15 protein-coding genes are annotated in these 17866 nt (G+C 42.7%); 6 read left to right on the top strand and 9 right to left on the bottom strand.

From position 1 onward, the window contains the following. The 4 genes from ACYUCY_RS08460 (at window position 1) to ACYUCY_RS08445 (ending at window position 3607) form a co-directional block, all read left to right on the top strand. Window positions 1–1611 carry an ABC-F family ATPase gene (locus ACYUCY_RS08460; protein WP_460226032.1) on the top strand — a complete coding sequence of 537 codons (1611 nt, stop codon included), beginning with the start codon at window positions 1–3 and terminating at the stop codon, window positions 1609–1611. A gap of 367 nt (window positions 1612–1978) precedes the next feature. Further along, window positions 1979–2299 (top strand): hypothetical protein, encoded by a 321-nt coding sequence (locus tag ACYUCY_RS08455; protein WP_460226031.1) that lies wholly within the window; start codon window positions 1979–1981, stop codon window positions 2297–2299. Window positions 2300–2368: 69 nt separating this feature from the next. Then, a complete protein-coding gene (locus tag ACYUCY_RS08450) occupies window positions 2369–2746 on the top strand; it encodes a VOC family protein (RefSeq protein ID WP_460226030.1) in 378 nt (125 codons plus the stop codon). Window positions 2747–2920: 174 nt separating this feature from the next. Next, on the top strand, window positions 2921–3607 hold the full coding sequence (locus tag ACYUCY_RS08445; RefSeq protein WP_460226029.1) for a helix-turn-helix transcriptional regulator: 687 nt from the start codon (window positions 2921–2923) through the stop codon (window positions 3605–3607). Between the two features lie 24 nt (window positions 3608–3631). Here the strand turns inward: ACYUCY_RS08445 and ACYUCY_RS08440 are convergent, their stop codons facing one another. From ACYUCY_RS08440 to ACYUCY_RS08430, 3 genes are read right to left on the bottom strand one after another with little or no spacing between them, the layout of a single operon-like run. Continuing rightward, window positions 3632–4795: a PepSY-associated TM helix domain-containing protein gene (locus ACYUCY_RS08440; RefSeq protein WP_460226028.1), complete on the bottom strand. Its 1164-nt coding sequence runs from the start codon at window positions 4793–4795 to the stop codon at window positions 3632–3634. A gap of 43 nt (window positions 4796–4838) precedes the next feature. Continuing rightward, window positions 4839–5516 (bottom strand): Fe2+-dependent dioxygenase, encoded by a 678-nt coding sequence (locus tag ACYUCY_RS08435; RefSeq protein WP_460226027.1) that lies wholly within the window; start codon window positions 5514–5516, stop codon window positions 4839–4841. Between the two features lie 13 nt (window positions 5517–5529). Next, entirely contained in the window at window positions 5530–7767 is a 2238-nt protein-coding gene (locus tag ACYUCY_RS08430) for a TonB-dependent receptor (protein WP_460226026.1), read from the bottom strand. A 400-nt stretch (window positions 7768–8167) separates the two neighbouring features. On the opposite strand from ACYUCY_RS08430, the gene ACYUCY_RS08425 reads away from it, so the two are divergent. Next, window positions 8168–8929 carry a peptidase gene (locus ACYUCY_RS08425; protein ID WP_460226025.1) on the top strand — a complete coding sequence of 254 codons (762 nt, stop codon included), beginning with the start codon at window positions 8168–8170 and terminating at the stop codon, window positions 8927–8929. Here ACYUCY_RS08425 and ACYUCY_RS08420 read toward each other — a convergent pair. The 3 genes from ACYUCY_RS08420 to ACYUCY_RS08410 form a co-directional block, all read right to left on the bottom strand. Then, window positions 8871–9893, bottom strand: coding sequence for a zinc-binding metallopeptidase family protein (locus ACYUCY_RS08420; RefSeq protein WP_460226024.1), 1023 nt, complete (start codon window positions 9891–9893; stop codon window positions 8871–8873). The genes ACYUCY_RS08425 and ACYUCY_RS08420 overlap by 59 nt on opposite strands. Before the next feature lie 10 nt (window positions 9894–9903). Beyond that, window positions 9904–10881 (bottom strand): alpha-E domain-containing protein, encoded by a 978-nt coding sequence (locus ACYUCY_RS08415; RefSeq protein WP_460226023.1) that lies wholly within the window; start codon window positions 10879–10881, stop codon window positions 9904–9906. Window positions 10882–10990: 109 nt separating this feature from the next. Further along, window positions 10991–12433 (bottom strand): circularly permuted type 2 ATP-grasp protein, encoded by a 1443-nt coding sequence (locus tag ACYUCY_RS08410; protein ID WP_460226022.1) that lies wholly within the window; start codon window positions 12431–12433, stop codon window positions 10991–10993. Between the two features lie 269 nt (window positions 12434–12702). On the opposite strand from ACYUCY_RS08410, the gene ACYUCY_RS08405 reads away from it, so the two are divergent. Then, window positions 12703–15993 (top strand): transglutaminase family protein, encoded by a 3291-nt coding sequence (locus ACYUCY_RS08405; RefSeq protein ID WP_460226021.1) that lies wholly within the window; start codon window positions 12703–12705, stop codon window positions 15991–15993. A 57-nt stretch (window positions 15994–16050) separates the two neighbouring features. On the opposite strand, the gene ACYUCY_RS08400 is transcribed toward ACYUCY_RS08405, so the two are convergent. The 3 genes from ACYUCY_RS08400 to ACYUCY_RS08390 are packed head-to-tail and all read right to left on the bottom strand — an operon-like array spanning window position 16051 to window position 17790. Further along, entirely contained in the window at window positions 16051–16698 is a 648-nt protein-coding gene (locus ACYUCY_RS08400) for an RNA polymerase sigma factor (RefSeq protein ID WP_460226020.1), read from the bottom strand. Beyond that, window positions 16699–17532, bottom strand: coding sequence for a mechanosensitive ion channel family protein (locus ACYUCY_RS08395; RefSeq protein WP_460226019.1), 834 nt, complete (start codon window positions 17530–17532; stop codon window positions 16699–16701). Between the two features lie 15 nt (window positions 17533–17547). Then, window positions 17548–17790, bottom strand: coding sequence for a hypothetical protein (locus tag ACYUCY_RS08390; RefSeq protein WP_460226018.1), 243 nt, complete (start codon window positions 17788–17790; stop codon window positions 17548–17550). Window positions 17791–17866 lie beyond the last annotated feature (76 nt).

Below are 17866 nucleotides of genomic sequence, written 5' to 3'. Positions count from 1 at the left end.
TTGATTACCACCGCAAACGTAACCATGCAATTTGGCTCTAAGCCTTTATTTGAGAACATCTCCGTTAAATTTGGCGATGGTAATCGCTACGGGCTTATTGGCGCAAATGGTTGTGGTAAGTCAACGTTTATGAAAATTCTCGACGGTAGTTTAGCTGCCACCGCGGGCAATGTATCGATTACACCTAACGAGCGTGTTGGCAAGTTACATCAAGATCAGTTCGCTTTCGAAAAATTTTCAGTCGTCGATACGGTGATTATGGGTCATACCGAACTGTGGCGAGTTAAGCAGGAACGAGATCGAATTTATAGTTTGCCTGAGATGTCTGAAGAAGAGGGTATGAAAGTCGCTGAGCTAGAAGTTCAATTCGCAGAAATGGATGGATACAGCGCAGAAAGCCGAGCCGGTGAAATTCTTATGGGGGCGGGAATAGATCAAGAACTTCACTTCGGGCCAATGAGTGAGGTGGCACCGGGTTGGAAGTTAAGAGTTTTGTTGGCTCAGGCCCTATTTTCAGATCCCGATATTTTATTGTTGGATGAGCCTACCAATAACTTGGATATCAATACTATTCGTTGGTTAGAAGGCATTCTTAACGAACGAAAAAGTACCATGATTATTATTTCTCATGATCGTCATTTTTTGAATGCAGTGTGTACCCACATGGCAGATATTGATTATGGTGAGTTGCGAGTTTATCCCGGCAGTTACGATGATTACATGACGGCCGCAACACAAGCTCGGGAGCGTTTGTATTCAGAGAACGCAAAAAAATCTGCACAGATTGCCGATCTCCAACAGTTCGTTAGCCGATTTTCGGCAAATGCTTCAAAGGCGAAACAAGCAACATCAAGGGCCAAACAAATTGAAAAAATAAAACTCGACGACATTAAAGCTTCAAGTCGAGTAAGCCCCTACATTCGATTCAAACAAGATAAGAAATTACACCGACAAGCACTGACGCTAGAAAATATTGGCCATGGCTTTGATGATGACACTTTGTTTTCTAAAGGTAATATGATTTTGGAGGCTGGTGCTCGCTTAGCAATAATTGGTGAAAACGGAGCGGGTAAGACAACCTTGTTGCGCTGTTTAATGGAGCAGCTAAAAGTGAATACTGGGCTTATTAAATGGGCCGAAAACGCATCTCTTGGTTATTGTCCACAAGATAGTACCGACGATTTTGAATGTGAATTGACTTTGTTTGAATGGATGAGTCAGTGGCGAAAGGCAAATCACGATGATCAAATTGTTCGCGCTACATTAGGTCGCTTACTTTTTTCAGCCGATGATTTTAATAAACACGTTAAGGTTTGCTCTGGTGGAGAAAAGAATCGGCTACTGTTTGGTAAATTAATGATGCAGGATAACAACGTATTGATCTTGGATGAGCCCACCAACCATCTCGATATGGAATCGATTGAAGCCTTGAACTTAGCGTTGGAGCATTACGACGGTACTTTGATTTTCGTCAGTCACGATCGCGAATTTGTCTCTTCGCTAGCAACACGAGTGATTGAGATAAAAGATAAATCGTTGATAGATTTCCAGGGCACTTACGAAGAATATTTGGATCATCAACTTGCGCTTGAAAAGGTGTCGCAGGCCTAATTCCCAATACCTAATCAAGCTCCCTTGTTACACCGGGTGTAGATCGAGAGTCGGCATCTGGCGAGAAATAGATCCGTCTATGGCTTATGGCGGCTTTAAATAATAATGCGTACAACTCGTTGCTCTAAGTAAATCCTCGCTGTATTCACAGCACTTCCCTCAAATCTTCTAGATCTACTGTTTCCTTATCTTTCTACGGGCTTCTCCGTAGACCTGCCGCTTATCGACCGGTACAAAGACTACTGACAGAAACTGGCAGCACGATCTCATAAACTTACCTCACGCTTATCAGAGAGCACTGAATCACCTCTCTGGAGAAGCTCAATGGTATTCAAACGTAGTTCACAAAAAGGATAAGGAAAAAATTATGGCGACTTCAATTGTTAGTATTTATAAATTCCGTTTGCAAACCGGCGTTGATGAAAACCAGTTTTTAGACATCAGCAATAAGGTTCAAGAGTTTCTGTCCGCCAAGCGGGGCTTTAGTTATCGTTCCGTTTCTAAGTCGAGCGACGGTGAGATCTTGGATATCAATTATTGGAGCGATGATAAAGCATTAGAAACACTCGACGCAGAGTTTGCCGAACAGGAAGATTGTAAGCGTTTTCTGAGTATGATCGATCAACCGACTCTGTCCGTGGAACGTAGTGCTGTGCTGTTATCTGGCGCTGCAACTCTCGAAGTTTAGGCTGCGCAACTATTTTAACCTACTGCCTATTTGAGTATTGGCATCATTAAATATATGAGGGAATAAATAATGAAAATGAATTATTGCGTTGTTGGAACAAACAATATGGCAGCTGCGATTAAATTCTATGATTCACTCTTCGAGCAAACAATACTTAAACAAGTTTTCGCGACTGAAAGAATGACTTTTTGGCAGAGTGAAAACCAAAGTGAAGATTTTGCATTTGCAGTTGCTATTCCTTTTAATGAGGAACCCGCCAGCAATGGTAACGGAACGATGGTTGGTTTTAGTGTTGATTCTAGCGAAGAAGTAACAAGGCTTCATAAAAAGGCTATCGATTTGGGCAGTACCTGTGAGGGCGAGCCCGGTCAAAGAGGCCCCCGTTTTTCAGCCTATGTGAGAGATTTAGATAACAATAAAGTTTGTTTTGGGGCAATAGTCGCCTAGCGGGTTTAGGAATATTCACAACTCTCTGTTTGTTGAGGAAGTAACGAATAGACGCAGGCGAATCAACCATGAAATACCTGTATTTCATGGTCGGTTAATGGGCGATAAATGGATAAGAAAATGCGATAATTTCTGATCCAAAATTTTAGAAGCATTTTTTGAGTTAATACTAATATGCGGCGAGCCGAACGTTTATTTCAATTACTTAATTTGCTGCGGAATCGACGTACTGTGATTACCGCTGATCAATTGGCCGATACTCTCGAAACCTCGGTGAGAACAATTTATCGCGATGTTCAATCCTTGGTTTTATCCGGCGTTCCTATTGAAGGTGAGGCTGGTGTGGGTTATCGCCTCCAACGAAATTTTGATTTACCACCGCTTATGTTTGATGTCCGTGAACTAGAGGCACTGTTGCTGGGTGTCAGAATGGTGAGAGCTTGGAGTGATAAGGAGTTGGCTGCAAGTGCAAATAGCGCATTGCAAAAAATTATGGCGGTGGTTCCGCCCGCGCTAAGGGAAAAAGAAAAACAGTTCCCAGTTTATGTGCCTGATTTTGCGAATACTGAAAAAATCGCTGCCTATTCTCACATCATGCGCCCTGCGATCGTCGATAAAAATGTTATTTCGATTGACTACCAGCGAGCGGACGGCGAAAAAAGTGCCCGTCATATCGAACCCCTCGGATTGTTTTTCTGGGGGAACGTTTGGACTCTGTTAGCCTGGTGTCAAACCCGTAATGATTACCGCACTTTCCGCTTGGATAGAATAGAAGCCCTGCATGCGACGGATCGAACATTCGAATTATCGGAATCAAAAAACCTGGAGCACTATTTATCAAGCGTTGTAAAGCGTGAGTAAGGCCTTAAATAATTTTTTCGTGAACTATGCGGTATCCATTGCTGAGGTAAGCAGATTTTTTTCTCTTAGTGCTCTAGCAATTTTTAATTTTCGCCTTTGTAAATAAAGTATCCAACCGGAAACTGCGAAAAATGGCATGAACAAACTAGCAATCCCAATGATTAGTTGTCCGGAAATTCCAAAAAACTCTCCGCTGTGTAAAGGCAGCATACTTCCTATAATTTTTTCGTTGATCTTTTTAGTGTCGTAACGCAGGTGACTTACGATACGTTCATCGTGTTGTAGGTCAATAATCATCGTGTTATTTGCACGAGAGTGTTCTGGATTTGAATCTTGATAACGAATTGAAAACGTCGACTGCTCAGCGTTAGGAGCCGGTAAGGTCGCCATACTAAAGCTCGGCACGTTCTCTTTAAATACTATCCAAGCTTGATCGAGTGAGTAATACGCGGGATCCGATAAAGCGAGTTCTGGGGAGTTTGAGATGCGAGAATTTCTATTTCTGGGTGCAGGTTTTTCGACTCCAACCACCGTGTATGCGATATCTCGATACCAATCGTATGAGAAGTAAAGACCGGTAAGGGAAGCTAAAATATAAATAGGCAGTAACCATGTACCGATAACTGAATGAAAACTCCACCAAAATCCTCGGCCTTTTAGTTTGAAATTCAAATAAAACCAGCTGCGCCAGCGCAACGCGAGTTTAGGCCAGCGGAGATACAGCCCAGAGAGTGAAAGAAACACTAGCGCAATAGTTGAGCCGGCGACTACGTGCTTGCCGTATTCTCGATTGAATAACCAGCGGTGTAATCTCATTACGCCATTAAAAAAATCTTCACCTTTGGGGGAGCCAAGAGTTTTTCCAGTGTAGGGATTTATCCAATATTCAATCCGCTCACGTGGATTATCCGCTGCGGTCAGCTGAATTTTTGCGGCTTTATTCGCATCGGAATAGATGACGAGAGAACGAATTATTTTGTTTTCGTTTTCTTCTAATATCCTTCGAGATAGCTGAGCTGGCGATAAGCTCGGGCCTGTAACCTCTACTGTTGAAATTTTTGCATTTAGTTGATCAAGGGTGAAGTGTTCCAAAGATAGGATGGCGCCGCTGACGCCGACGATAGAAAGTATGATTCCAGCGCTAATACCAATAAGCCAGTGCGTATTAAACAGCAGTTTTTTCAACATTCCGGGGCTCTTAAATTAAGTTAATAATAAACTGATAATTATGTTAAACGTCTGACCAGCGTCGTAGTAAATTGTGGTAAACACCGGTTTGCGCAATTAATGCTTCGTTGTCACCGTGTAGTTTGCGCAAGTTTTGAATGGAAGCGTCGAAGTCGAACAATAAAGTTCGCTTACCGTCATCTCTGACTAAACTTTGTATCCAAAAAAACGACGCGATCCTTGCGCCTTTAGTGACGGGAGTAACACGATGTAAGCTGGTGGCGGGGTATAGCACCATGTGGCCAGCGGGTAGTTTCACCTTGTGCGCACCATAGGTGTCATCAATGAGTAGCTCGCCACCGTCGTATTCGCTAGGCTCGGATAAAAATAAGGTCGCAGATAAATCTGTACGAATTTTTCCACCTGTTGCGAGATAGCGAATTGCGTTGTCAACATGATTTCCAAACTGATTACCCCCGGAATATTTATTGAAAAGCGGCGGGAAAACCGAATGAGGAAGTGCAGCGGACATAAACAGTGGTGATTTTTGCAGAGAATTCATTATTAGTTTGCCGAGCTCACCGGCTTCTGGGGAGTCTTCGGGTAACTGCTGGTTAAATTTAGCTTGCGAGCTTTGATGGCCAGCAGTAACGCGACCATCAACCCATTGCGCACTGCCGAGTTTTTCCCGAGCAAATAAAACTTGCTCGGGCGTTAAAACATCGGGGATTTGTAATAGCATCGATTACGCTCGCTTAAAATTTAAAATGTGAGCTTAATAAAATTGTGCGGCCTGTCCCGGGGATGAAGTGGCCACCGCCGACATAATCGATATACTTTTCATCAGTAAGGTTTTGTATGTTGAGTTGAAAATTAATTTTTTCATTCATAATATAATTCATCGATGCTTCATGAACCCAATAGCTAGGTGCGGAGCGTGTATTGGCGTTATTGCTAAAGCGATCATCGACATACAAAGTACCAAGGCCAACTTTCACTGAAGGAATAACTTGGTAAGAAGACCAAAAGTTCATTGAATTTTCAGGCGTGTTGCTCAATTGATTGCCAAGCTCGTCAATATTTTTTGAGTCGACGACTTCGCTCTCCATATGCGTGTAGCCCGCATAGATTTGCCATTTGTCCGAAATACTGCCGACAAATCCTAGTTCAATACCCCGTACGTCATGCTCGCCTTCCAACACTAAATCTTCGCCTCGCTCAACTTGGGTACGAGCGTTAGTTTTTAATGTCTGAAATACTGCCGCGCTTACTAATACGCGACGGTCTAGCAATTCCCATTTGGTTCCAATCTCAAAGGTTTCGTTTTCTTCAGGGTCGAGCTCGGCAATATTTGGTGTTCGAGAACTGGTTGAAATCTGCAAGCCTTCTGCAGTTGGGTTAAAAGAAGTGCCATAGCCGAAATAAATGCTGCCATTTCTCGCCGGTTTATAAACGATCCCCGCACGATAACTGAGCATTTTGTCCGTTCGATCTAATAACTCAGCGCCATCTGGTCGGTATTCCAAACTGAAACGATCCCAGCGAATGCTGGCGTTTAACTGCCAATGTGCATTGAGTTGAATTGAATCCGATAAATACGCTGCGATAGTTGAAGAGTCTGTTTCACTTAATCCACCGGTGCGTTGATAGTTTTCTAAATAGGGATCGTTCGGATTCGGAGAAAAAAGATCCGTACTTGGGGAATCGATACCTGTTAAGGCTTGGGTATATCGTTTTTCACCTTCTTGCGCGATCTCAAAACCGAACAAAATTTTGTGTTCTACATCACCAGAGTTAAGCGTTAAATTAAAATCGCTCTGGTTACTAACAATCCCATCTTCTTGATCGCGATATTTCTCGTCGCTGCGTCGGATGTCGGTGCTATCTGTGCTAATAAAACGAGGAGCGGTAATCATTGAATTGCGATCAGTGCGACCAACACGTGTAGTGTTGCGAAAACTAAAATTATCACTGATTTGTTGATCTAGTCGTAGCGTAGCCAGTGTGGTTTTGGTTTCTTCGAAATCTCTTTCAAGTAAGCCGTACCAATTATTAAAATCTACAGGTGGCGCTTCGTTTGCAAACGCACTGAGTGGCACGTTGCTAGCTGGAACCCACGGAATTCCGTAATCGGGCACATTGTCTTGTGATAAATGAAAGAAACTGATGCTGACTTGAGTGGCAGTATCAATTCCAAAAGCAAGTGAAGGCGCGATACCCCAGCGACTGTTGCTGACTTCATCGCGATTAGAAACATCTTGATCGTGATACAAAACATTTAAGCGCGCTGCACTGGAATCGGTTCCGGGAATTGCGGCGTTTGCATCAACTGTTAATCGAGAAAACGAGTCGCTGCCCGCAGAAAGATTCATTTGCATTGAGTCGGCCAAGCGCGGAGTTTTACTCACTAAATTGACTGAGCCACCAGTGGAGCCTCGGCCCGAATAGTCGGAAGAGGGGCCCTTAACTACTTCGATTTGCTCAAGATTAAAAGGGTCTCTGGTGTAGCCACCAAAATCTCGAACATTATCGATGAAAATATCCGTTCTTGAAGAAAAGCCACGAATAGATAGTTGATCTCCGGCGGGGGTACCGCCTTCACCCGCTTGCATACTGATGCCGCTGGAATTTCTCAAGGCATCCCGTAATGTACTTGCACCTCGCGCTTCTAAAAGTTCGCTGGTCACAACGTTCACTGTCTGCGCCGTATCTACGAGAGGTCGGACGAAGCGGCGGGATGACAGTCTGTTGTCGTCTCGCTCACTGTTGATAATAATTTCTTCAATTGAAGGGTCGTTTTGTTTATTGTTTGTTGCTTGCTGGGCCATGGCTGTGGAAGTGAGCCCCAAAATTACTGTGGAGATTGCTACTGATAAGGCTGTGCGGGCAGGTTTGCGAGAAGTGCTATCAGCGATTGCGCTGGAGTCGCTCAATTTGATTGTTCTCGCTGAAGTGCGCAATTGTGAATAGTCTGTATAAGGGTCAAGGGCCATTAGCTTTAATCACTCCAATAATAAATATAATCTAAATGAGAAGCGTTATTATTCGCATTTAAAAAGATTAATCAAGCTTTCTTTTGGGCTTTTTATTGGTTTGCGGAATTTTTTGGTGTTTAAGAAGGGGAATCGCGGCTCTAATTCAGCTAAAAATAAGCATTAATTCCTACTTTTATAAGTGGAATTGGGTGACTGAATAGAGACCGATTGATTCTTTTTTGTCGTAAGTTGAGACCTTGGGCTAGGCTTAAAATGTCAAGACTGATAAGGCAAATATATTTATATCCAGGTCCAATAAACCTGGTACTATCTCTCAAATTTTAGGGCAAGTGTTACCTCGAGCAGTGCGTTTGACGGCGGTTTCGGAGGGGCAGTAATTGGCGGTGGTTGAATAACGATGACATATTGTGTAGCTGCGAGCGTAAACGCAGGAATTGTATTTTGTTCTGATTCGCGAACGAATGCTGGAATAGATCAAATAAGCACGTATAGCAAAATGCATAAGTTTGGTATCGAAGGCCAGCGGCAGTTTGTTATTTTAAGTGCGGGAAATTTAGCGACGACGCAAGGCGTAATTACTAAAGTAAAAAAAGATATTAAAGATGATGCCCCCGTAAATCTTAATAATGTTTCGTCTTTGAACGATGCCGCAGACTATCTTGGTGATATTAATTTAACGCAACAAAATAAGCATGAGTCGGCAGGTACAAACTTCGAGGCGAGTTTTATTCTTGGTGGTCAGATCAGTGGCAGCAAACATCAAATTGCGTTGATTTATCCGCAAGGTAACCACATTATTTCTTCAGCAGACACACCTTATTTGCAAATCGGTGAGAGTAAATACGGTAAGCCTATTTTAGATCGCATTCTTACCTTGAAAACGACATTGGAAACTGCAGGCCTATGCACTTTAGTATCAATGGATTCAACAATGCGCAGTAATTTAACGGTTGGCCCACCGATAGAAGTGCAAGTTTACGAAAAAGACAGTTTTAATTTAGATCGGTATCATCGTTTTGAAGGTGATAGCGAATACATGTTGCAGTTACACCGAACTTGGGATGCAAAATTAATCGAAGCATTCCGACAAATGCCTCCTCTCAATTGGTCCTTCTCATGGGACTCGCAATCGAATGGACAAAACGGATCTTCTCAATAGTTGCATTCGAATAAACGAATGGGTAGGCATCGCGCATACCCATACTTCTGTTTAACGCATTTAACACCACGGTAACTCGATCCCAATCGCCGAGCCATTCATCAACGGTATGGTGAAAAGGGTCAACATCCACAATCGAAAATTCAGTTGCTGTTTCCAGCGTGTCGATTACGTGTAAGTAATGTGCCCAGCATTCCGCCCAGTCTTCCAGTGGGTGGGATTGGGCGTAATCGCTAATGTAATCGGTTTGCCAAGCGGGCGGAGGTGGTTCTGAATAATATTTTTTTAATGCGGCTTTATAATCTTGAGTTTCGTCGCCAAATAAATCTCTGAACTTCCAAATTTCTTCGCTATTTTTAAGTATTCGATCGAAATAATAATGGCCGCTTTCGTGCCGAAAATGTCCAAGCAGAGTTCTATAGTTTTCGCCCAGTTTTACCCGTGCTAATTCTCGACTGACATCATCGGCTTCCGCCAAATAAACAGTAATTAAACCTTGTGCGTGCCCGGTTGAAACAATTTCTTCTTTAACGTTTGGGTTAATACGTTTGTCTTCCAAAAATGCAAAGGCTATTCCTTCACTATCAAGTTTTCGGCTAACGATGGGAAGATTTAAACGCAGTAGGGTATAGAGTAGTCGACGTTTGGCTATCTCCATATTTGACCACCAAAGCCTTTTTTTAGGCGCGGCAATTGCTGGCACCATTTCATTAAGGTTACAAGCCAGGCAATAAGTGTCGCTGGATCTTGCTGGAATCATCCAATTACAGACGTTGTATTGTTTACCGTTTAAACATTCTTTAAATGCTTGGTGTTCTGAAGACAGCCATGTATCGGTGCCATTTTTTTCAAAAGACAGTAAGCGGAATGATTCTGGATCGAAACCCAACTTTCTATGACAAGTGGTGCATTGGGTATTTTCAAAAAATACCATGCGACCACAGTCGCAGTTGAACATTTTCATTTGAGAATTTTTACGCGCTTGAGGCTGAAGAAGGGGTAACGGACGGTAAAAACCAGGCAGCCGCTATTTCATTATGAATGTTGCTAATGTTGAGTTGAACGTCGTCTATGTAGTCGTGAAGAGTTTCTTCCGCGAGCATTTCTTCGATATTGGCTGCGTCAATATGTCTTTGCGCGCTGGCGACTGTTCGTAGTGCTTCGTCCGCGTTTGGTAATTGTTTAAGGCAGTTTAATAATTGTTTGAAGCAACTGGCAACGGCACGAGGAAACTTGGGGTTTTTTAACAAGAAGTCAACGACATCTTCACCGTTAACTCGATCCAGCACATTTTGTCGATACATTTGGTAGGCACTCAAAGATTGCAGCACACTCATCCATAAAATGTTAATGAAGGGTTCAAGGGAGTCTGCTTGTGAGTTTTTATTTCCCAGATTGGTGATTAAATTAACTGTACCAACATCGACAATCCGCGTGGTCATATCTGCACGTTCCAAATTTCGACCCAGACGAATAAATTCATAGGCGTTAGTGTGGCTCATTGTGCCGGCGAGCCCGCCGGTTAATTGCTGAGCTTGATGAATGATATGGATTAGGAATTGACTGCGTGCAGCGCGAGAAACAGATTTTGACGCGTTCTCTTTTGCAAAAAAATACAAATTGTTGATTAGCTCCCAGGATTCAGAAGGAATTATTTCTCGCGTGGTCCGTGCATTTTCGCGTGCTGCTTTTAGTGAGCTTATAATCGAAACGGGATTATTGAGATCTGCGATTAGAAATCGAATAATCGAAATTTCGTCTCCTTTACTTTCTTTTTCTGCAAATTCTTCTGATGCCCCGGTTATATCAACTAATGATGACCATCCGATTTGCGAGCCGCGGGGAAGGTCTAACAAAAGATTAGAATTGACATTAATCAGGCGAGCGGTATTTTCCACCCGCTCCATATAACGACCTAGCCAATAAACACGTTCTGCAACTCGCGATAACATATGATAATTCCTTTGGAATTTAGGCTGCGTGCTTTAAAGCAGTTACCAATAAAATTAGTTTCGTTTTTAGTATGTCTAAAAACATTTTTGTATAAATTCGCGATATTAATTAATCACTTGCGATGATCCAGGTATCTTTACTGCCGCCGCCTTGTGAAGAGTTTACAACATAAGAGCCTTTCACCAGTGCCACTCGAGTTAGCCCACCTGCAGTGACATAGGTGTCTTTACTTTGTAGCACAAAAGGTCGTAAATCAATGTGCCTAGGTTCCGCGCCGGAATTTGTCAGAATGGGCGCTGTCGATAATGAGATTAATGGTTGTGCCATATAGTTTCGTGGGTCTGCTTTGATACGACGAGCAAACTCATCTCTTTCTTTTTTGCTCGCCTGTGGGCCAATTAGCATTCCGTAGCCACCAGATTCGTCAGCAGGTTTGATCACCAATTTGTCTAGATTCGCTAATACGTACTCGCATTCTTTTTTGTCGATGCATAAATAACTGGGAACGTTGGGTAATATTGGATCTTCATCCAAATAGTATTTAATCATTTTGGGAACATAGGTGTAGACAACTTTATCATCGGCAACGCCGGCGCCAGGAGCATTTGCTAGGGCAACATTTCCTTTCAGCCAGGCGCGCATTAAACCAGGTACTCCCAATTTTGAGTCTGGGTTGAATGCATCTGGATCAATAAATAAGTCGTCAACTCTACGATAAATCACATCCACGCGAGACAGTCCGTCAATCGTCCGCATGTAAACACAATCGTCTTCGACGACTAAATCGCTACCTTCAACTAACTCAACGCCCATTCTTTGCGCGAGGTAAGAATGTTCGAAATAGGCTGAATTGAAAATTCCAGGAGTAAGCACGACCACCTCAGGGTAGTCGAGTGGTCGAGGTGAGATTGCGGCTAACATATCAAAGAGTTGGGCGGGATAGTCAGTAACCGGAAGGATGTTATGGTTATCAAAAAGTTCTGGGAAAACTCGCTTGGTAACGCTGCGGTTTTCGAGCATATAAGAAACGCCAGAAGGAACGCGAAGGTTATCTTCTAAGACATAAAATTGCCCATCGCCATCACGTACTAAGTCAGAACCACAAATGTGCGCCCAAGCACCATAAGCAGGCTTCATACCTTCACATTGTTTGCGATAATTTTTTGATTTGCTGAGAAGATGTTTTGGGAAAACTTTATCTTTGATAATTTTTTGTTCGTTATAGAGATCATCGATAAAACAATTCAGTGCGCGAAGTCTCTGCTCTAAACCTTGTTGGGTTTTGCTCCATTCTTTCTCGGGGATGATCCGCGGGATAATGTCGAATGGCCATTCTCGGTCGATGTTTTCACCTTCACTGTATACGGTAAAGGTAATCCCCATGGTTTTAATGGCTAGTTCTGCGGAAGCCTTCCGTTCTTGTAACTCTTCACTTTTGAGTGATTTTAAATAGCGTGCTAACTGACTGGCGGCCTGTCGTGGTCTGCCTGCAGGCGTAATTAATTCGTCGTAGAAACGCTTGCTATCATATTTACTCCAGTCGATCTGCATAATCACCTGCTATTAATGTGTTACGTTTGTAAGGGTGTTCTCAAACAAAGGCTTTGCTGAGAAGCTTCTGTAATTGGGAAATATTTCAAAAAGTCTACAGTTGATTTTGGTCCAAATTTATTGCTTTTTAGGCATGGTTGCAAACAGTGGTTTGAAAGCCCAAGGTTTTCGTGATAGTGCTTGCTTTAAAGTACCGCTCCCTATACCTTTGCTAGCTAACTTAGCACAATCGATCCAACCCCACAATTGACTCTGTTCGTAACTTTCTTATGACCATTAAAGTAGCCATTCGCCACCGCACTGAATATCACTTCGATCGCCTCACCACTATTAATCCGCATGTGGTCAGGCTCAGACCGGCGCCCCATTGCCGTACACCTATCGAATCATACTCCTTGAAAGTTGAACCGGAGAATAATTTTGTCAATTGGCAGCAAGATCCTTTTGCAAATTACTTGGCTCGATTTGTCTTTCCAGAAAAAGCAAAATCTTTAGTGGTTGATGTGGAATTAATTGCTAATTTGACAGTAATAAACCCTTTCGATTTTTTTCTAGAAGAAGCTGCCGAACAATTTCCTTTTAGCTATGAGAAAGAGTTAGCAAAAGATCTCTCTCCTTATTTAGAGGTAGAAGAAAGCGGACCGCTGCTGCTGGCTTGGCTAGAAAAAATAGATCGGACGCCGAGACAAACCGTCGACTACCTGGTGGATATAAATGCTCGGCTGCAAAGTGATATTAGTTATTTGGTACGGATGGAACCAGGAGTACAAAGTTGCGAGGAAACGCTAGGGCTTAAGCAAGGTTCTTGTCGAGATAGCGCTTGGTTGTTGGTACAAATTTTAAGGCATCAAGGTTTGGCTGCGCGTTTTGTGTCTGGTTATTTGGTACAACTGACTTCCGATGTTAAGTCTTTAGATGGGCCATCGGGACCTGAGTCAGATTTCACTGATCTTCATGCATGGACCGAGGTGTTTTTGCCGGGGGCAGGCTGGGTTGGTTTAGATCCCACTTCTGGTTTGTTTGCTGCGGAAGGCCACATACCTTTAGCGTGCACACCCGATCCATCAACTGCTGCTGCGATTGAGGGTTCTACCTCGACCTGTGAAGTAGACTTTAAATTTATTAATGAGGTGACGCGGTTTCATGAAGACCCTCGGGTTACCAAACCTTATACCGAGGTGCAGTGGAAGTCAGTTCTCGCACTTGGCAATAAAGTAGATAAGCAGTTAAAGAAAGACGATGTTCGCTTGACGATGGGTGGCGAGCCGACTTTTGTTTCTATTGATGATATGGAAGGCGAAGAGTGGAATAGTACTGCCCTCGGCGATAAAAAACGTGTTCTAGCCGGTGAATTATTATTACGATTAAAAAAACACTATGCACCCCAAGGCTTACTCCATTACGGACAAGGAAAGTGGTACCCCGGTGAGCCCTTACCACGATGGGCTTTGTCACTGTTTTGGCGAGTCGATAATTTACCCTTATGGAATAATCAAGAGCTGATCGCCGACGCAGGGAAGGACTATGGTTTTGACGTTGAAGACGCGAAAAAATTTGCTTTCTTGTTGTCAAAACGTTTGTCTATCAAAGAAGAATGTATTGGTGTCGGGTATGAAGACAATCTTCATTACCTAAAACAAGAAGCAGCCTTACCCGACAATTTGGATCCTTCCGATAACCGACTTAAAGATCCCCTAGAACGAAAGCGTTTACAAAAAGTATTCGCGCGCGGCTTAGATAAACCTGTCGGCTATTCCATTCCTTTACGGTTTAAGGAGAGCAAAAACGGTAGTGTTTGGCAAAGCAGTTCTTGGAAGTTTCGCCGCGAACATATGTTTTTGTTGCCTGGCGATTCTCCTATGGGCTTGCGTTTACCCTTGGATAGTTTGCCTTGGGAAGACCCAAAATCAAAAGAGATCCAACACGAACGTGATCCCTTTGCCGATCGTAATCCATTGGATCACCACAGTATTCATGTTGAGGATGAGGCGCCGGAAGCAAAGCTTTCAATAAAAAAACAACCTAAAGAAGAGTCAACCGAGATAATTCACACAGCCTTATGTGTTGAGCCTCGAAATGGTCGCCTTTATATTTTCATGCCACCTGTTTCGGAGTTGGAACACTATTTAAAACTCTTAACTGAAATAGAATTTTGTAGCGGAGAATTATCTCTACCCATTGTGCTCGAAGGCTACGAGCCGCCTCGTGATCCCCGCGTTAAGAAGTTGCAAGTAACGCCGGATCCTGGCGTTATTGAAGTGAATATTCATCCCGCAGAATCTTGGTCGGAAATTGTTTCGATCACAGAAACTCTCTATGAGGAAGCCCGCCAAGCGCGACTCGGCACAGAAAAATTCATGCTTGATGGCCGGCACACCGGAACTGGAGGAGGGAACCACGTTACTTTTGGTGCGGCTAAAGCGGAAGATAGCCCGTTTTTACGTCGACCTGATTTGTTACAAAGTTTAATTACTTATTGGCAAAATCATCCGAGTTTGTCTTATCTTTTTTCCGGCATGTTCATCGGCCCTACGAGCCAGGCACCTCGCGTAGACGAAGCGCGGAATGATCATCTGCATGAATTAGAAATTGCTTTTCAACAGTTGCCTGACGGTGAATCAAACCAACCTTGGTTGGTCGATCGTATTTTACGAAATTTTTTAGTCGATTTGACGGGAAATACTCACCGTAGCGAATTTTGCATTGATAAATTATATTCGCCGGATAGCTCGACTGGGCGACTTGGTTTGGTTGAGTTTAGAAACTTTGAAATGCCACCTCATCCGCAGATGAGTGCGGTGCAAATGTTATTGTTGCGCAGTCTCGTCGCTTGGTTTTGGAAAAAGCCTTACAAACAAAAACTTATTCGTTGGGGTACGGATTTGCATGATCGGTTTATGATGCCCCATTTTGTATGGCAAGATTTAAAACAGATAATCGCAGATCTAAATCAGGCAGGTTACGGTTTAGATCTTGAGTGGTTTGCGCCATTCCAAGAATTCCGCTTCCCTCATTGTGGGAGGATTAGCGTCGCCAATATAGATGTGGAAATTTCGACGGCCATTGAGCCTTGGCATGTCTTAGGTGAAGAATCCACCGGAAGCGGTACCGCGCGTTATGTAGATTCCTCGGTAGAGAGATTGCAAGTGTTAACGCGGGGTCTCGATAATAGTCGTTATATTGTCACTTGTAATGGGCGACAAATTCCCTTGTTAAATACAGACGTAAATACAGTATCGGTTGGTGGTGTTCGTTACAAAGCCTGGGCGCCATGGTCTGCTTTGCATCCCACTATCGATGTACACACGCCCCTAGTGTTTGATGTTGTAGATACTTTAAATAACCATTCGCTTGGTGGTTGTACCTATCATGTTTCTCACCCGGGTGGCCGTAACTACGATACATTCCCAGTAAATGCCAATGAGGCAGAGGCGAGAAGAATGGCGAGGTTTTGGCCGCATGGACATAGTCAGGGTAAGGTAAAAGTCACACGTGAATACCCCCATCCAGAACATCCTTATACCTTGGACTTAAGGTATAACGATAAAAAATCCAAATAGAGATACAAGTCAAAAGTTGTTGAAGATTGCTGGTGAATTTTTAATTCTTTTGATTTGTTATTCTTGATTTTTTAAATTAATTTTGAGTTTTTTTAATGCCCGATAATAACGCATTTTTACTGCGCTTGTGCCCAACTCTAAACTTTCCGCGATTTCGTTAAATTCTAATTCTGCCACAAACTTAAGTGTAACGATTTGTCGTTCCTTTTCGTCGAGCTGTGATACAAGTTGCTCGAAAGGATCTGTACTTGATTCTAAATTGGATTGCTCAGAGCGCGATTCCGAATTGCCATTGTTTTTTGGGTTTGTTTGAGAGCTGTATTCGATAAAAAGTTCGTCTCTTTCACGTTTTCTGCAATATGAAATACTTGTATTAACAGAGATCGTCATTAACCAAGTTTTAAAGCTGGATCGGTTTTCGAAGCTGTATAACTTTCTAAAAACATTCAGCATAACTTCTTGACTAATGTCGTCAGCGAGCGATTTGTCTTTCACAATGCCATAACAAACGTGGCGAATCAGCTTTTCATGGCGCCGGACGAGTTGTTCATAAGAAGTTGTGACGTAGGGTAGCTCAAGCTTAGCTAGAGCTACCAGTTCTTCGTCACTTGAAGCGCTTCCATGTTTATTATTGATTGGTAAAGCCTCACGATATTTTTGTAAGTTCGCTAGATTCTGAAGGGGTTTGAAGTTACCACAATTCAATTAATCGTTACGAGTATTTATCGTGGAAGTGATTAAGGCGTTGTTCGGAATGGTAGTTATCGATCCGTCTTTGAGTCGCACAAGGGTTTTCACAGCTCCGACTTGAACAATAGAGCCTTCTATTTTTTCGTATTTAACGCGATCTCCGACTTTGAACAAATCTCGGGCATATACGCTTGCTACTACATTTTTCGAAAGATCGCGCGTACCAAGGCCCAGCGATATGGCTATAGCTAAGGCTAGCGCGCCGATTAAAATTGAGATGATTAAGTTTAATAAGTCCGTTTCAATTTCGAGTTGATTGATGGCAAGGGAAATAACGATGATACAAATTACACTGAAGACGAGATTACCCAATGGTTTGGTGTATTCAATGCCTATAGTCTCTGCGCTGCCTTCGATTAGGTCTTTGATAAGGTTGCCGAGAAATAGACCTACAATCAAAACGAACCCCGCGCCCACGACTTTAGGTAAATACTTAATTAATTGATCAATTGTGTCTGAAACGCGATCAAGTCCGAGGATTTCTGCAGAAGATACTAGGAAAGTTAAAAATATAATCCAAAAAATAAATTTTCCAGTGAGATCAGATAATTTCGAAGTGATACCTGACCTTTCTAATACTTGACTTACCCCGGTTTTAACGCCGAGAGAATTAAAGCCTACCGAAGCCAAAATTCGAGAAATTAGAATGTTCAACGCTTTCGCCACGAAAAAACCAATAATCAGCAGTGCAATTGCAGCGATAAGGTTGGGTAGAAAGCTAATTGTGTTTTCCCAGACTGAAGACATCGCGTTAAAAAATGGTTGTGCCCAATTCGCGGTGGTTTCCATAGTTTGTACTCCGAGTTATTTATTATTAGAGCGAATAATTTTAGTGCTTAAAGGTGCAAGAAGCGCGATGAAGAATGTAAAAGTTCCTGCTAAAAATAAAGCGATCAAATCGCGGGTACCTGTTTGATGGTTCGCAATTTTTATTGAGTTTTCTATTTTTTTGTCTGCACTTGAATTCTGAAAATCGTCTTCCAGTTGAGATTGATGGAGTTGCTCTCGAAATAATTGACCGATCACTTCTTCTTCATTGTTGAGCATGGAATCTCCTTTTTTGGTTTTTTGGGTGAAGAGAACTTTTTAAATAGAACATTGAGTGCTTATTTAAATATCCGGC

This window comes from Aurantivibrio infirmus (assembly GCF_054767315.1).
Note: the sequence above shows the minus strand (reverse complement) of the source record. Positions and strands in the feature narration are given on the sequence as shown.

Excerpts from the sequence above, each read along its gene's own strand:
- ACYUCY_RS08395 (WP_460226019.1), bottom strand. The coding sequence starts at position 17,532 with ATGGAAACCACCGCGAATTGGGCACAACCATTTTTTAACGCGATGTCT.
- ACYUCY_RS08415 (WP_460226023.1), bottom strand. The coding sequence starts at position 10,881 with ATGTTATCGCGAGTTGCAGAACGTGTTTATTGGCTAGGTCGTTATATG.
- ACYUCY_RS08390 (WP_460226018.1), bottom strand. The coding sequence starts at position 17,790 with ATGCTCAACAATGAAGAAGAAGTGATCGGTCAATTATTTCGAGAGCAA.
- ACYUCY_RS08425 (WP_460226025.1), top strand. The coding sequence starts at position 8,168 with ATGACATATTGTGTAGCTGCGAGCGTAAACGCAGGAATTGTATTTTGT.
- ACYUCY_RS08450 (WP_460226030.1), top strand. The coding sequence starts at position 2,369 with ATGAAAATGAATTATTGCGTTGTTGGAACAAACAATATGGCAGCTGCG.
- ACYUCY_RS08440 (WP_460226028.1), bottom strand. The coding sequence starts at position 4,795 with ATGTTGAAAAAACTGCTGTTTAATACGCACTGGCTTATTGGTATTAGC.
- ACYUCY_RS08405 (WP_460226021.1), top strand. The coding sequence starts at position 12,703 with ATGACCATTAAAGTAGCCATTCGCCACCGCACTGAATATCACTTCGAT.
- ACYUCY_RS08455 (WP_460226031.1), top strand. The coding sequence starts at position 1,979 with ATGGCGACTTCAATTGTTAGTATTTATAAATTCCGTTTGCAAACCGGC.
- ACYUCY_RS08435 (WP_460226027.1), bottom strand. The coding sequence starts at position 5,516 with ATGCTATTACAAATCCCCGATGTTTTAACGCCCGAGCAAGTTTTATTT.
- ACYUCY_RS08445 (WP_460226029.1), top strand. The coding sequence starts at position 2,921 with ATGCGGCGAGCCGAACGTTTATTTCAATTACTTAATTTGCTGCGGAAT.
- ACYUCY_RS08410 (WP_460226022.1), bottom strand. The coding sequence starts at position 12,433 with ATGCAGATCGACTGGAGTAAATATGATAGCAAGCGTTTCTACGACGAA.
- ACYUCY_RS08430 (WP_460226026.1), bottom strand. The coding sequence starts at position 7,767 with ATGGCCCTTGACCCTTATACAGACTATTCACAATTGCGCACTTCAGCG.
- ACYUCY_RS08420 (WP_460226024.1), bottom strand. The coding sequence starts at position 9,893 with ATGAAAATGTTCAACTGCGACTGTGGTCGCATGGTATTTTTTGAAAAT.